The 14,761-nt window shown below is 44.1% G+C and carries 16 protein-coding genes; 1 reads left to right on the forward strand and 15 read right to left on the reverse strand.

The genetic code is table 11. From position 1 onward, the window contains the following. Window positions 1–92: 92 nt before the first annotated feature. The 15 genes from AB6805_RS02660 to AB6805_RS02730 all read right to left on the reverse strand — a co-directional run bounded on the left by AB6805_RS02660 (window position 93) and on the right by AB6805_RS02730 (window position 14,060). Window positions 93–380, reverse strand: a complete 288-nt coding sequence (locus tag AB6805_RS02660; protein ID WP_370907917.1) for an acylphosphatase — start codon at window positions 378–380, stop codon at window positions 93–95. A 449-nt stretch (window positions 381–829) separates the two neighbouring features. After that, entirely contained in the window at window positions 830–1,429 is a 600-nt protein-coding gene (locus AB6805_RS02665; protein ID WP_079473373.1) for a 2'-5' RNA ligase family protein, read from the reverse strand. Window positions 1,430–1,560: 131 nt separating this feature from the next. Next, the gene (gene tpiA / locus AB6805_RS02670) at window positions 1,561–2,322 is read right to left on the reverse strand and encodes a triose-phosphate isomerase (protein ID WP_370907918.1); all 762 of its coding nucleotides are present in this window, start codon (window positions 2,320–2,322) and stop codon (window positions 1,561–1,563) included. Between the two features lie 9 nt (window positions 2,323–2,331). Then, the gene (locus AB6805_RS02675; protein ID WP_370907919.1) at window positions 2,332–3,510 is read right to left on the reverse strand and encodes a putative sugar nucleotidyl transferase; all 1,179 of its coding nucleotides are present in this window, start codon (window positions 3,508–3,510) and stop codon (window positions 2,332–2,334) included. Window positions 3,511–3,580: 70 nt separating this feature from the next. Continuing rightward, window positions 3,581–3,832: a type B 50S ribosomal protein L31 gene (locus AB6805_RS02680; protein ID WP_079473370.1), complete on the reverse strand. Its 252-nt coding sequence runs from the start codon at window positions 3,830–3,832 to the stop codon at window positions 3,581–3,583. Between the two features lie 74 nt (window positions 3,833–3,906). Then, window positions 3,907–4,398 (reverse strand): YajQ family cyclic di-GMP-binding protein, encoded by a 492-nt coding sequence (locus AB6805_RS02685; RefSeq protein ID WP_370907920.1) that lies wholly within the window; start codon window positions 4,396–4,398, stop codon window positions 3,907–3,909. 93 nt (window positions 4,399–4,491) lie between these two features. After that, window positions 4,492–5,226 carry a head GIN domain-containing protein gene (locus AB6805_RS02690; protein WP_370907921.1) on the reverse strand — a complete coding sequence of 245 codons (735 nt, stop codon included), beginning with the start codon at window positions 5,224–5,226 and terminating at the stop codon, window positions 4,492–4,494. 47 nt (window positions 5,227–5,273) lie between these two features. Continuing rightward, window positions 5,274–6,356, reverse strand: coding sequence for a hypothetical protein (locus AB6805_RS02695; protein ID WP_370907922.1), 1,083 nt, complete (start codon window positions 6,354–6,356; stop codon window positions 5,274–5,276). Beyond that, the gene (locus tag AB6805_RS02700; RefSeq protein WP_370907923.1) at window positions 6,340–6,897 is read right to left on the reverse strand and encodes a hypothetical protein; all 558 of its coding nucleotides are present in this window, start codon (window positions 6,895–6,897) and stop codon (window positions 6,340–6,342) included. The genes AB6805_RS02695 and AB6805_RS02700 overlap by 17 nt, the downstream gene beginning before the upstream one ends. Beyond that, entirely contained in the window at window positions 6,897–7,463 is a 567-nt protein-coding gene (locus AB6805_RS02705) for an RNA polymerase sigma factor (protein WP_370907924.1), read from the reverse strand. The genes AB6805_RS02700 and AB6805_RS02705 overlap by 1 nt, the downstream gene beginning before the upstream one ends. A gap of 338 nt (window positions 7,464–7,801) precedes the next feature. Next, the gene (locus AB6805_RS02710; RefSeq protein WP_370907925.1) at window positions 7,802–10,279 is read right to left on the reverse strand and encodes a TonB-dependent receptor domain-containing protein; all 2,478 of its coding nucleotides are present in this window, start codon (window positions 10,277–10,279) and stop codon (window positions 7,802–7,804) included. Between the two features lie 388 nt (window positions 10,280–10,667). Then, the gene (locus AB6805_RS02715) at window positions 10,668–11,603 is read right to left on the reverse strand and encodes a DUF2167 domain-containing protein (RefSeq protein ID WP_370907926.1); all 936 of its coding nucleotides are present in this window, start codon (window positions 11,601–11,603) and stop codon (window positions 10,668–10,670) included. 171 nt (window positions 11,604–11,774) lie between these two features. After that, on the reverse strand, window positions 11,775–12,206 hold the full coding sequence (locus tag AB6805_RS02720) for a hemerythrin domain-containing protein (RefSeq protein ID WP_370907927.1): 432 nt from the start codon (window positions 12,204–12,206) through the stop codon (window positions 11,775–11,777). A gap of 9 nt (window positions 12,207–12,215) precedes the next feature. Next, window positions 12,216–13,430 carry a prolipoprotein diacylglyceryl transferase family protein gene (locus tag AB6805_RS02725; RefSeq protein WP_370907928.1) on the reverse strand — a complete coding sequence of 405 codons (1,215 nt, stop codon included), beginning with the start codon at window positions 13,428–13,430 and terminating at the stop codon, window positions 12,216–12,218. A 216-nt stretch (window positions 13,431–13,646) separates the two neighbouring features. Further along, a complete protein-coding gene (locus AB6805_RS02730; RefSeq protein WP_370907929.1) occupies window positions 13,647–14,060 on the reverse strand; it encodes a BrxA/BrxB family bacilliredoxin in 414 nt (137 codons plus the stop codon). Between the two features lie 242 nt (window positions 14,061–14,302). Between AB6805_RS02730 and AB6805_RS02735 the strand changes: the two genes are divergently transcribed. Beyond that, window positions 14,303–14,755: an Hsp20/alpha crystallin family protein gene (locus AB6805_RS02735; protein WP_370907930.1), complete on the forward strand. Its 453-nt coding sequence runs from the start codon at window positions 14,303–14,305 to the stop codon at window positions 14,753–14,755. The last annotated feature ends 6 nt before the right edge of the window (window positions 14,756–14,761 follow it).

The following is a 14,761-nucleotide window of genomic DNA, read 5'->3' on the forward strand; positions in this document are numbered from 1 at the left end:
TCTTTGCGCCTGTTGTCTGCCGGTCACGGATAGCTTTATCTGCGATTAATTGGCATAGGTAACGAAGCACCTGCTGTTACCGGACCAGGGATTTATGAATAAAGGATAGTAAACCCTTTGATATGTTGTACATCACCATCGGTGATTTCCAGTTCCTTCACTGCAGCCATAGCAGGCCCAGACCTGCACCATGCAATAAAGTCTTCCATTTCTTCCGCTGTTCCCTCTGCCAGTATCCACACACTTCCGTCCAGCAGATTTTTAACTTGTCCATGTATATGCATTGAATCGGCTACACGCTTTGCATTAGCTCTGAATCCTACTCCCTGCACACGGCCCTTCACAATAATTTCTTTGTGTACAACTGTTCTGGTTGCCATAAATTTATAACGATTTACCCTGTAATGGTCTTCTTCGGATGGGGTTATATCACATGAATACAGCTCCCACTCAAAACATACTAAATATTCGTCAAAGATACAAACAACCGGAAAACTAATTACAGGCAGGGACCTTCAGGGCATACCAGAAAAAGAAGAATTGGTTATACAAACAACTATCTGAACCAGGATTTACCGGATTTATGGATACGCAGCAACGTATGAAAATGTGTGCCTACGGATCAAATAACTACCGCAATTCCACGGCCAACCTGTGACAGCAGGCGAAAAACTGCAATAGCAACAGTACGAAAGGATGGTTAACTTGAGGGTAACAAACATTGATGAAAATTGATATAGGGGATAACAAATTATTTTATCCGTAACATCTTCACCAATCCTGCGAATCTACCATCCGGTAATTCCTGCATCAGATTATAGTGTACTGCTTATGCAGCAGCATAATTAAACAATGAACCTACCATGTGTTCAATATCTCCAAAGACAAAGTCTTTCACCCGCTCATACTTACCGCCGGACGCTGGCCTTTTCAGCAGGCTAAAACAATGACAGTTAAAGCTGCGTACAAAAATCTGCTGCGCCAGTAATGGCATAATCATATTTACCTCCGCATCCTGCAAGCCTCTCGCCAGCATAATATGCGGCTTGAATGTTTGTGGCTTCAACTCAAAAGTTTGCATGATACTGCGGTGCAAATCGATCAACGGCTTGGGATTGGCCACATTGATGAAAACACTGTTGTGCCCATCCGCATGCCTCAGGGCATCAATCTTTGCCGTATAGATGGCAAAACCAGCCTGTTTACGCGCTACCTCTTCCAGCATATCGACAAAGTCGTCCTGGAAACGTTCAGGAAAAGCAGACCTGAACAAAGCCACATGAACCGGTGCGGCAGACATCATCGTATCGCTTAACTCAGTTGCTACAAACTGACGGATACGGGTCACATCTTTCGCAACCAATGCATCCGGATTCACTACCACTAAATAATCAAATACCTCTTCCGAAATTTCATAATTCGTATTCATAACCTGATATTTTAATTCTCCCTGTTAGAATGACAATACGAATATACAACCTTTTTTCAGAAATACTAATATTTTTAGCATTATTTACTAAAAAAATACGCAGCCTTTATAACTGCGTATTCCTCAATTACTTAAGATAACTTTTCAATAATCGCCACAAAGTCGGCTGCCACCAGGGAAGCCCCGCCAATCAAACCACCGTCTACATCCGGGCTGGCAAACAGTTCTGCCGCATTTCCCGGCTTCGCGCTACCACCATATAAAATAGAAGTATGCAAGGCTGCCTCACGGCCAAATTTATTAGCAATTTGCGAACGGATAAAAGCATGCATGTCCTGCGCTTGCGCAGAACTGGCTGTTAAACCGGTACCGATGGCCCAGATAGGCTCATACGCAATCACCACATTCTTCAGCTGCTCTTCTGTAAGATGAAACAAACTTTCTTCCAGCTGCTTTGCCACGTAGGCATTCTGCGTTTCTGCCTGTCTTATTTCCAGCGGTTCGCCACAGCAGAAAATAGGCTTTAAACCGTTAGCCAGCACCTGGTCTATCTTCTTAGCCAGCATAGCATTGCTTTCCTGGAAATATTCCCTTCTTTCAGAGTGACCCAGAATAACATAATCAACACCTATTGATTGCAGCATTTCCGCAGATACCTCACCGGTATACGCACCGGATTTTTCACTGTAACAGTTCTGTGCCGCCACATAAAAACCAGGATAGCTTTTCAGTAACGATTTCGCTTTCTGCAAATAAGGAAACGGTGTAGCCACAATTACTTCCTGTCCCTCTTTCAGTTTCAGTCCTGCCTGCAGGATATCATTGATCAGCTGCTCACCCTGTGCCAGCGTAAGGTTCATTTTCCAGTTACCTGCAACAATTTTCTTTCTCATACTGTGATATTAAGTTTTAAGGTCTTTCTGATTTATTTGCGCATATAATGCTTCCAATACCTGCTTATCCTTTTCCGTAAGCTCCTTCCCCTTCAAAGCCATCCAGTTACCGGCATCCTTCACGGCTTCTGCCAAACGGTAGGCGCCCTGGTCCCCCCAGCTGAATGAACCCACAAATTTGGGCGGAAAATGCCCGCCAAACACGTTGCACGACACCCCGATCACAGTACCGGTATTCAGCATGGTATTAATACCGCACCTGCTGTAATCACCCATCAGCAATCCACATTTTTTACCGGCAGATACCGCCTCTCCCTGCGCCTCCATCCATACTTTCACCTCAGACACATTATTCTTCAGGTTGGAACCGGATGTATTGGCTCCCAGGTTACACCATTCCCCTATCACCGCATCGCCCAGGTAACCGTCATGGCCTTTGTTGGAATAACCAAACATCACACTGTTCTTGATCTCACCCCCACCTGTACAATACGGGCCTAATGTTGTAGCGCCATATATTTTACTCCCCATTTTCAATACAGCTCCCTCTCCCATTGCAAAGGGCCCCCTGATCATACAGCCTTCCATCACTTCTGCATCCTTCCCTATATAAATCGGGCCGGTAGCAGCGTTCAGTATACTGTACTCTACCTTCGCGCCTGGTTCCACGAAAATGTCCGTATGATTGATCTGTTGATTGGTGTGTGATAAGATAACAGATTTCCTGCCTGCTGCAAGCAGCTGATAATCTGCCCTGATTGCTTTATCGTTGAGCGCAAAGATATCCCAAGGCTTATAAATTCCCATTACTTCCCCCGGATAATTTTTCCTGGCGCCCGGAGCCAGCAAAGAAGCGCCATCCCCTTGTACCACTTTAGCCAGTAACTGGTTGTCTTTATACAACTCCTCTTCCGGCTGTAACTCAAGAATAGCAGCTACCAGCCCGGCGTCCGGCAGTATATGTCCACTCAGTAAGATGTTAACGGTTTGGTTGTCTTTGTACAACAGGGAGAATTTGTCCTGCAGATGCGGTACGGTGAAATGACTAGTACCCGTACCCAGCCAGTGCTCCCACTTCTCCTGTATAGTGAGTATCCCTACTCTGCAGGCTGCAATGGGTCTTGTATGCGTAAAGGGGTATAACAGTTCACGTACGGGCGTGTCAAAAAGAATATAGTTACGCTCCATAGGGGGCTAAAATAGAAAATCCCATCGATAAGCCGATGGGATTCTTCTAAAAAAATATTTTACTTAGAAACTATGCTTTCTTAGCGTAGCGTTTGTTGAATTTGTCAATACGTCCTGCAGTATCCACCAACACATTCTTACCAGTATAAAAAGGGTGAGAAGTATTGGAAATTTCCAACTTAATCAACGGATACTCATTACCATCTTCCCACTTTGCAGTTTCTTTGGAAGGAGCGGTAGAGCGGCTTAAAAAGCTCTCGCCGTTTGACATATCTTTAAATATCACAAATCTGTAACTTTCTGGATGGATTCCCTGTTTCATATCAAAATTATTGTAAATACAGGGTGCAAAGTTAACTAATTTTCTTTAACACCCAAAGATTATTCGTAAAAAAATCAGGATTTCATGTTAATATACTGCAAAGGTATACCCAGGTTGGATTCCTTCGCCTTTTGTATAACCTCCTGTAAGTCATCAATCTTCTTCCCTGTTACCCGTATAATATCATCCATAATGGCTGCCTGCACCTTTAAACCAGCATCCTTGATCATCTTCACTATCTTCTTGGCATCTTCCTGCTTAATACCATTACGTACAGGTATTTCTTTCTTAAATACCTTCCCGCTCTGGTAAGGCTCCTTGCTCAGGTCGTAAATACTGGCGTCCAGCCCCTGGCGCATGGTCCTGCTTACCAGCACATCCAGTACCTGGCCCAGCTTCATATCGCTTTCTACCTCTATATTCAGCACCAGTTCTTTCTTATTCAGCTCAATCTCCACATGTGAACCCTTGAAATCAAACCTGTTGGTGATCTCTTTCTTCACCGTGTTAATAGCATTATCCAGTGTCTGTAAATCTACTTTGCTAACAATATCAAAGGATGGCATAACTTAAAATTTTATATTCGAACAACAAATATAAAAAAGAAAAAGCAGGTAGAGAACTACCTGCTCGTTATATACTCTAAATCTAACTTGTTATTATATCTTGCTGATCTTACCCATTCCGGATACAGACTGGGTAACATTCGGTTCTCCTTTATATTTTACCTTTCCCATCCCGGAAATACCTATCTCCAGTTTCTTCTGCACAAATACATCTGCCTTACCGGTACCGGAAATACCAATCTTTGCATCATCAGTAGCCAGATCCAGCGCTGAAATATCAGCAGAGCCTGAAATACCATAATCAGCCTTGTCTGTATTGCCCTTCAGGACAATATTACTGGCCCCGGAAACTCCTACCTTCAGTTCATGGGTACGGATGTCCAGATCGGCACCAGCCGCGCCACTAAACCTCAGCTGGATGCGGTCGCTGGTAAGCTTTCCCTTGCTCGTAAAACCACCTGCGCCGCTGGCCGACAACTTATCTACCTTCTGCAGCGTGATGTATACTTTGATTTCTTTGGTAGGCTGAATGTTATACCCCTTCTTGGTATGGATCGTTAACTCGTCGCCGGCGATATCTGTCTGGATATAAGGCAGCAGGTTATCTTCTGCCTCTACCCGGATACTGTGGGTATTTCCCTGTTCTATAATCACCTTATACACACCGGAAGTGCTGATATCTGTAAACGCAGACGCATTCCGGGATTCTCCTTTCACATTCCCGTTTCCCGTTATTCTTTGATCGCTCTGGTGCGAAAAGGAAACAAGTACACTGGCAGTGAGCAACAATGGCAAAGCAACCAGGAAGTAAGCAGCAATTCGTTTCATAGTGTAGTATTATTTTAAAAAGATTTTAGAATGGCGTTCTGATCTGTTTAATATGTACCCAGGTTTACATCGGTGTTTACACCGCGTATTTTTATATAGGGAGATGAATCATTTCCTCCCCCCGCATGTGCAGAATAACGCAGGGTCGAATTCGTTTTATTGGACACCACATTCTTCAGCTCCAGCCCGCCGGTATCCAGATCCCCGTTTACCAGGTTTGCTTCTATCGACAATGGCTGCCTCGCTCCGAATCGGATATCCAGGTCCGAATAGGTGAGTTGAAAATCTGCCTGCTTGAATCCACTGCCCACTTTCTCTATCTTCACATCTCCATACGTCATGTTTAAATCAACAGACTGCTGCAGTTCCTTTAACCGCACATCCGAATAAGTACCCCGGCCAGACACTGTACCCACTGCATCTATTTTATAATCATCGTAGTTGGAAGAAATTTTCAGGTTGCCTACCCGGCCGAACACATACTCACTGTAATTGGAATTGGCATTAAGTGATTCCAGTTGCCCGCCCCGGATGGCGGAATAATTCCCCTTCACTGTTACATTACCTGCTTTGCCAACCTTGCCCTTATCACAATAATTTATTTTGAAGAGAAGGTCCTGCGCCTCGCGGATATCAAAGGTGCAATAGTTCATTTCCAGCGTCACAGGAAAACTAAATTTATCCGCAATCATGTCGCCAAACTGGTTCTTCACCAGTAAATTCTGCAGGCTTTGCGGAATATAAATATCGTAGTCAATGTTCACGTAGTCTTTGGAATCCATTTTTCCTCCCCATGAAAACCAACCGGAATTGTTTTTCGACGGGCTGTAATAAGTGTTCAGCGACACGCTGTTATTACTCTGGTTGGTGTTCACTTCCACCATTTCTGCAATGGCTTTGGCCTGTTCATCATTCTTACCGAAACCGGTAACAGTGATGGTGGCTTTGATTTCATTTTTGTTCGATGTGTGAAAAATGATTTTGCCGTACTTATTGGAAAGGTTCAACGTGGCGTTATCATTTACAGTAAACTCCTTTACAATAGTTCTTTTATAAGCCGTAGCTCCATTGTGGGCCTGCGCCAGTAATGGCAGCAGCAGGAATAACAAGCATTTAAATTTCAGCTTCATAATGTTTTTTTGTTTGACCGGGAGCTACATGTTTATTGTGCAACTCTTCCAAAATTTTATCCAACAGATCCAGCTTCAGCTGGTAATAGCGGACCATAGCAGCGCGGATTCTTTCATTGCCCGGATTATTTTTTAATTCTTTCTCCAGTGCTTTATAAGTATCGTTGCGAAGTTCCAGTTCCTTACGGGCAGCGCTATCCAGCCCCAGCGCTGAATCGGGATAAGCATCAATCAACTGCAGTTTTTCGTTTATGCGCGACGTATAGTAAACGCCCGCTTCCTGGATGTCAGGCGCTAACACGGCAAGTTCCTGCTGCTGCGGCTGACGGTTTTTGGTGAAGTAAAACAGCGCGCCGGCATTGGCCAGCAAAACTGCGATCACGGCTGCTTTAAACCAGTTTTTCTGTAAAAGGGAAATCACCTTTCCTTTGCGCCTGCCCGTCAGCTCCTGCTCCAGTGCGCTCCAAACCCTCGGTGAAGGGCCCTGTTCCTCAAATTCGTCCCGGTGCTGGCGGATAAAACCTTCAAAATTGTCTGGCATTAACGAGTTACATTTTGCTGTTTTACAATTTGTCTTACTTTCTCCTTTGCACGCATATACTGCGTTTTCACAGTGGATTCGGTGATACCCAGCATCTCTGCTATTTCCCGGTGCGAATACTCTTCAAAAAGATAGAGATTCAATACGGTACGGTATCCCTGTGGTAAACTATGAATGGCAGACTTTACTGCGGCTACGGTCCAGGTAAACTGGGCCTCATCAATCCCCTCTTCTGTCAATACTTCCACTTCATCCACGTCTTCAAAATACACCTTCTTTTTACGCAGTGTATTCAAACAATGATTTACCACAATCCGCTTGATCCAGGCACTGATACTGGCCTCACGCTCCAGCTTATGAATGCTTTTATGCACCTGGATGAAAGCCTCCTGCAAAGTGTCTTCCGCATCACTCACGTTATTGGTCATACGCAGGCAAATGTTGTACATCGCAGCCGAATAGGCTTCGTACAATTCACGAAATGCACGGACATCTCCTTTTTTGCAGCGTTCTACTATATATGCTGCGAGTGGCGTCTGATTCAAGTTAGTGGCTGATGCTTTCATTATAAAGACAGTAATTGTAAAAAAGGTTGCATGATGCTGACGGGGAAATTTCCGGTTTGGTGAGACTTTGTCCGTTTAATTACCAGCAAAAATTTGTTATCTGATTAATTATTAATTATTTATAGAGAATGGATGAAAGTGATATCCGGTAAAAAATTTCTTCAAAATTATTGCAAACACCCTCTCTTCTATGTCAAATTATACCAAACTGCCGTTTCCTGTGATGAAACCGGCACATCTGTATACCGGCGAAATTGGTAAGGAAAACGCAGCCCGGTAAAGGGCCACGTTTTTCCATCCTTATATACCTAAAAAACCATCTTCCCAAACAGGCTGGCCTAGTTGCCGCCCTGTTTTACACGATTTTGTTCCGCTTCCAGTCCGGTTTGACGGCTGCGGGCTGCTTTTACATTAGTATTCCCAAAACGGTAGTTGAAGGTCAGGCGAAACTGCTGCGCATCCCATTTGCTGGAAACAGCAGTATATCTGCCCGCATTATCAAAGTCCCCGCGGAAATAATTAGTTTTAAACACATCCGTTACATTGAGTTTCACAGATCCTTTTCCTTTCAGTACTTTCTGGGAAACACCCAGATCCAGGGAGCACATAGATTTCATCTTGAACAGGCCATCTTCGGTCACCTGCGGAGATACGTAAAAGAACACTGCTTCTGCAGACAAGTCCTTGCTCAGGGTGAATGTTTGCTGGGTGCGTCCGAAGAACCCGGCAGACGACAGTTTCACCTGGTGATCATTTACCACGGTTTCAAACATCGCATAAGATACTGACACCGTGGTAAGGCTCATCCACCACTTGGTAATGGGCATCGGTACCGTTACGTTCAGGTTAAAGTTGTCGGCCTTAGCTACGTTCAGGTATTTGTACCGCAGAATGGAAGTATCCCCGGTCGCCTTATCCACATCAGACTCCAGTATCTGGGTCATCAGGTCCTTTGTATGCGCGTATCCTACGGAAGTGATCAGGAAATCCTTAAAGGTATGCGTGATCTCAAAGTTGTTGGAATACTGTGGCTTCAGGTTAGGATTACCAGACTCCTTTGTATACCTGTCCAGGTAAAATTCAAACGGATTCAGATCTTCATAGCTCGGACGCTGAATACGGCGGCTATAGGTCAGTCCAAGCGTATTATCCTTATTCAGTTTATATGTCAATGCCATGCTGGGAAACAGGTTAAAGTAAGTAGAATCGTTCTTCACTTCCATCTGCTGCTGGTTCTTCATCGACACTGATGTACCCGTGATATGCGTTTGCTCACCGCGTAATCCTACCTGCACATTTACCTTCTTAAATTGTTTGTTGAAATTGATATACGCCGCGTTTACATTTTCCTTGTAGATAAAGTGGTTGGAGCGGTTTTCATCCAGCACCCAGTTACCCATTCTCAGGGAATCGAAACGCGCATCATTATCGGTTTTCACAAAGCTCACCTTTACGCCGGCTTCAAATTTTGTCTGGTTCTTCAGCGGATGTATGTAATCAATTTTTGCAGTTTTGATGTCGATGCTGGAGGGCTGATTGTTCCGGGAAGTATCGCTGCCCAGGAAACCTTTTTCAGCCCCATCGCGGGATACTGCATATATAGTAGCATGCTGCGCATCTTTATTTTTTGCGTAATCCAGGTCAATATTCAATTCCTTACCGGTAGTATCCAGGATGCCGCGGTAGTTTAAATTGAAGGCATTCCGGGTCCAGGTTTTAGCGTCGTTGGTATTGGTTTTCAGGATGGAGTCCACCTGTCGGCCATTGCCAATACGGGTGGTGGCATAGCTGGGGATCTTGCGGTCGCCGCCGGATATATCTGCCATTACACCAATTGTATGCCCTTTACTGATAAAGTAATCTGCTCCTATTTTACCGGCTTTGTAATTGGATTTTGTGTGCATGTTGTTTACCTGGTCGTATACACTCAGCTGGTTATTTTCTGTGAGGGAGCGGTACAAACCCAGGTCCTGCTGTTGTTCACGGTGACTGTAATTACCAGAACCATATATATTGAATTTTTCGTTGCGGTGATTAAGGTTTAGCGCGCCGTTCCAGCGGGGCCAGAAGCCATAGCCACCACCCACGGTTACATTACCGTTGGTACCATAGCTGGTGTTTTTCTTCAGTTTAAGGTTAATGATTCCCGCGTTGCCGGCTGCATCATACTTGGCGGAAGGATTAGCGATCAGCTCAATCTGATCAACATTGGTGGCTGGCATGCTTTTCAGCAGCTCGGCAACATCCTGGGAAGTCATATTGGTTGGTTTGCCATCTATCATGATTTGTACGCCACTCTTGCCTTTCATGGAAATATTACCGTCTTTGTCTACGGTTACCGTAGGCGACTTTTCCAATACCTCCATAGCAGAACCACCCGATGCAGTGATGCTGCTTTCCACATTCACTATCATCTTATCAGCTTTCTGCTCTACAAAAGGCCGGCGGGCAGTTACGTCTACACCCTTTAAGGTTTTGGAGGCGGCTTCCAGTGTTACAGCCGGCGCTTTTATGGAGCTGGCGGCTACTTCAAAAGCGGGGCTGTAACGTTTGGTCATACCAACTGAAACCGCGGCAACCAGGTATTTACCCTGTTTTACCTGCTCAAATTCATATTTACCATCTATATCTGCGATGGCTCCTTTCACCAAAGAGGAGTCTTTTGCTTTTAATAAGGTTACGGTAGCGAACGCTACAGGCTGGTTACCTACCTGGATTATTTGTCCGGCTACTTTGGGGGCATTCTGCGCAAACGAGGTCAAAGCAGTCACTAACATACTCATTGTTAATGTTATAGCTTTAAAACTTGCTTTCATATGAGGTGATTTAGAGTTTAAACGTTGTCGATTTAGATTTCTTTAGTTCCTTGGTTTGTATACTACAGTAGTTAAACCACTACAGTAGATCAACTACTACAATGTAAAAGTAGGTATTATGTATTACACAGTACATAGCATTACACAAACGGCATATAGACAGTGACGAATGGTAAAAAACCAGGGAACGATTAAAAAGACGACTGGCGCAAAGGAAAGTTGCAAGGGAGCTGCAGCTATTTAAAATAGCGGTGTTAATGGAGGATGACCGGTATTATATAAGGACGGTGGCTGTTTTTACAAACAGGGAATAAGGCCATTGGCTCGTAACCAGGGTAACAGTAAATAATTATATGTCAGGAAGATGGAAAACGGCGTGGTCCCTTTCTCAATTCAGGCGCTCATCCACCTTCATGATTTTCCGGTAACCGGACCTGCGGCGGTGATGATAGTAGTTCATACCATAAACAAACAATACCATACAAAGTATTACCAACAACATGGAAAGCGTACTTCTGATTCCAAGTAAAAGATTATCAATCGATAGCATTCTGCCAGCCACGGATTCGGTGGCTGGCACCCAACGGGCTGACTGATCTGTACGCGGATTATAATCGGCGTAACCGTTTCCCGGAGCAAAACGCGCAGCAGCAGCTACAATGGCTAATTGCTGCTTAATCTGCTCCAGCTCCGTTACTTTACCGATAGCCGTAAAACAGAGTGCCCCCTTTCTTCCTAATAATCTTAACTCGTAATTCAGCATGGAAGGCTCATTTTTACCAAAATGTAAAACGCGGGCCCAATGCAGGGAATGATTGTCTTTATTATAATAAGGAGTAAAGGCCCAGTCCATGCCGGAGATCTGCCCCGCCCCTTTGCCGCTGCGTAGCAGGTTATCGTTTTTCAACTCTTCTTTCATCTCCGTCAGCAACTTCGTGTAATCAATCTGGCGGATCGCCGCTTCCTCCATATAACCCGAAGGCTCAAAAGAAATCACAAAACCATGGAAATCTTTATCCATAGGTCCCATCCTCGCCGGCAACAGCACGCCCAGTGTATTCGGGTTTTCCGGGTTGCCCCATAAATGCTCCACCAGCACACGGCTCTGCGCACCATCGAGCAGGCGGTACCCTTCTGGTACATTTAATATTGTACCCTCACCTAACGATTGTTCACCTGCTTTATAATAAAAGGAAGCAGCCACCATTTCAGAAGAATCCAGCTTGTCGTACCTGCTAAGACTGTCTTCCCTGGATAGGCCCAGGACATTGAGGCTGACAGTTAAGCAACTAAACACAACTACACTGTAAAAAAACGCACGCATAACTCTAATTGAATAGCCCAGGTAAAATTTACCAGTCTAACAAACAAGGATAAATTGCAATAAGGTATACAGATAATTATTGAGGCAATATTACAGATACATAATGCTGCTATAACTCCAGTGAAAAATTAATGTTTAAATCAAAACCTGGCAATAACACGTTAAATACATTTATGGATTTTCCAGTTTGAGGTTATCGAGGATATGTGGAAGTTCCAGTTGCAGCAGCTCAAAGAATTCCCGCTCTTCCTTGCGGATATGCGCTTCCAGGCTGCACGCCAGCACATCCATTGCGGCATCCATATCATTGCTGTCTGTGAGAGTGCTATACATACGGGAAATGATCAGGTGTTCTTCCTGCAGCTCTCTGATCATCCTGTCAATCGCTTCATGCCGGCCTGCACATTTCTCAAAAAGATATTCTTCCTTTTGAATATGCGGTACCATCAGCTCCTGGAATATTTTTATGATATACTCAAATCTCGCCTGTGTTTCCAATGGGAAGCCCTCGTATGGCGCAGCATCTTTTTTCAGGTAGCGGCATACAAATAAAAGGCGCTTGTGCTCGTGCGACAAGGGCACTAATGAAGAGTGACGTTGCATATACTATAATCAGGAAAGCTTATTTGCAGCAGTATTATTTTTACGATAGATGCCAATCAGTATAATACCACCAATTACCAGGAGCGTGGAAATGATTTCTGCCTGGGTGGGATGAAAGCCAAAAATATCATATCTCGTATCTACCCTGATCTTCTCTATAAAAAATCTTTCCACCCCATTTAATATCAGGTAGATGCCAAAAATTACACCCGGGATCTTTATTCTTTTGCGGATCGCCCAGAGAATACCGAACAAAACCAGGCAAACAATAATTTCATATAACGGTGTGGGATATACGGCAATAGGTAATACTTTACAATAAGGACCATCACAACCAGCGATCTGCACTCCTTCTTTGATAACGTTGTGCGGGTAACCGTAGGCAAACAACCAATCCGGTAAAAAGCCCAGTGCCGCCGGTTTTTCAAAAGCAGCATGCGGGATTTTTTCTACTGATGAATATTGCTGCTGAAAGAAACCTGCATTCTTTTGAACAATGTCCTGGAATGTGGCGGGCGCCATTTTTACAGCGTGACCGGTATTGGTATCCACTCCATAAGCGCTGTTGTAAATACCCCAGTCGCCATCTCCGGAAAAATGACAACCCATTCTCCCGATAGCATAGGCCAGCATCAACGCAGGCGCAGCGCTGTCGATCAACGCACGGATATTGAATTGTTTTTTACGGGCATAACTGATGATCACAATCGCAGCTACAATCAGGCCGCCGTAAAAGGTAAGTCCGCTGAAAGACAGCAACGCCCCGATGGGGTCCTGCACAAAGTCGTTCCAGTTTTCAAGATTGTGAAATATTTTAGCGCCGAGTAATCCGGCAATAGCCGCCATTACAATAATATCCGGTACGCGGTGGTGTGGCATCACCAGCACCGTTTCTTCTTTTGGCTTAGGGAGTGCCTGTTTCTTTTTGGTGTAATATTTATATCCCGCCATAGCTGCGGCTACCAGGATACCGGCAAAAAGACTGCCTTGTCCCGAAAATACAAACGACTGTAAATCCTGTGAAGCGGTGTCCCACTGAAAAAAGATCCCCAGGATCTTGTATCCTATAATAAATCCTACTACGGCATTTCCAATCAATTCACCCTGCGAAGCCGGAAGCCCGGTTACTACTTTTTCAGGGATGCCTTTCAGCAACCCCAGTGCTTCATAGCGTTTCAGTTCACGCGTTAAGATATAGGCGCCGGCCAGAAAGGCTATTGCCACAAAAAAACCAAACGTCTGGAAAATCTTTAAAAACGGAATCTCTAAGCCAAGCAGATCTCTGAACGCGTAATATAAATTAGGATACATAGCCGTAAAAAAATTGGTGATCTGAATCTTCCTATGAACAAAGCCGAATTTAATCAAAAGGAAAATCAAACCACCAAAGTACGATGCAATTTCGAATTTCTAAATTGGAATTTAGAAAAAATCGAATATTTAGCAATACTGTTCAAATGCGTCAGCCAGGTTCGCAGCAATCATTTGCGCGGAACGGCCTTCGATCATGTGGCGCTCAATAAAGTGCACCAACTCGCCATTTTTAAACAGCGCTATCGCCGGAGAAGAAGGAGGATAAGGCATCAGGTGCGAACGGATTTGTCTTACCGCTTCACCATCAAAACCTGCAAAGCTGGTTGTCAGCCTGTCTGGCTTCTTTTCGCTGTGCGCTACTGCCAGCAATACACCCGGACGGGCGGTACCTGCAGAGCAACCACATACAGAATTGATTACCACCAGGGTAGTTCCTTCTTTCTGTAAAGTATTATCCACGCTCTCTGGTGTCAGCAATTCTTCAAATCCGTTATCTGTTAATTCCGCCTTCATTGGCATTACTAGTTCCGCTGGATACATATAATAAGAGTTTTTTCTGTTTATATTTTTTACAAAGTTAGTTATATGTACCCAGAAAGTAAAAAAATGGATAGCAATATAGACTTTTTGACACAGAACATACAATCATAATGACATATTGTCATAATCTGTAACCTTTTTACTAACAAAATAGCAGTTTTTATGGCATGGTATCCCATTTGATCTGTACCAGCTATCAAACAATAAAAATTGATTTCACACTAAAAAAATTTATAGGAACTATGACACACATTAAATTTAACCACAGCCCGCTTCCCAAATCATTTGGTGGATTAGTAGAAGACATTCTCAATGGAGGATTAAATAAGTATGTAAAAGATGATTTTCTGACCAACGATTACTTTACCACCCATCCTCCGGTAAATATCGTGGAAACGCCGGAAGCCTTCCTGCTCGACGTAGTAGCTCCCGGTTTCTCCAAAGAAGATTTCAAAATCAGTGCAGATGATAAAGCAATTACCATCAGCGCGGAAAAGAAAGCAGAAACAAAGAATGAAGGCGACAAACAGGTACGCCGTGAGTTCACCTTCAAATCTTTCAAACGCTCCTTCACCATCAGCGAACTGGTAGATGCAGGTAAGATTAATGCGAAATATGATAACGGAGTCCTGAAAGTAACCTTGGGCAAAAAGGAAAACAAACAGGATGCCCCTAAAGAAATAGTAGTGGAATAAGGGAAG

It is taken from the genome of Chitinophaga sp. RCC_12 (assembly GCF_041360695.1).
In the GTDB taxonomy this organism is placed as follows: domain Bacteria; phylum Bacteroidota; class Bacteroidia; order Chitinophagales; family Chitinophagaceae; genus Chitinophaga.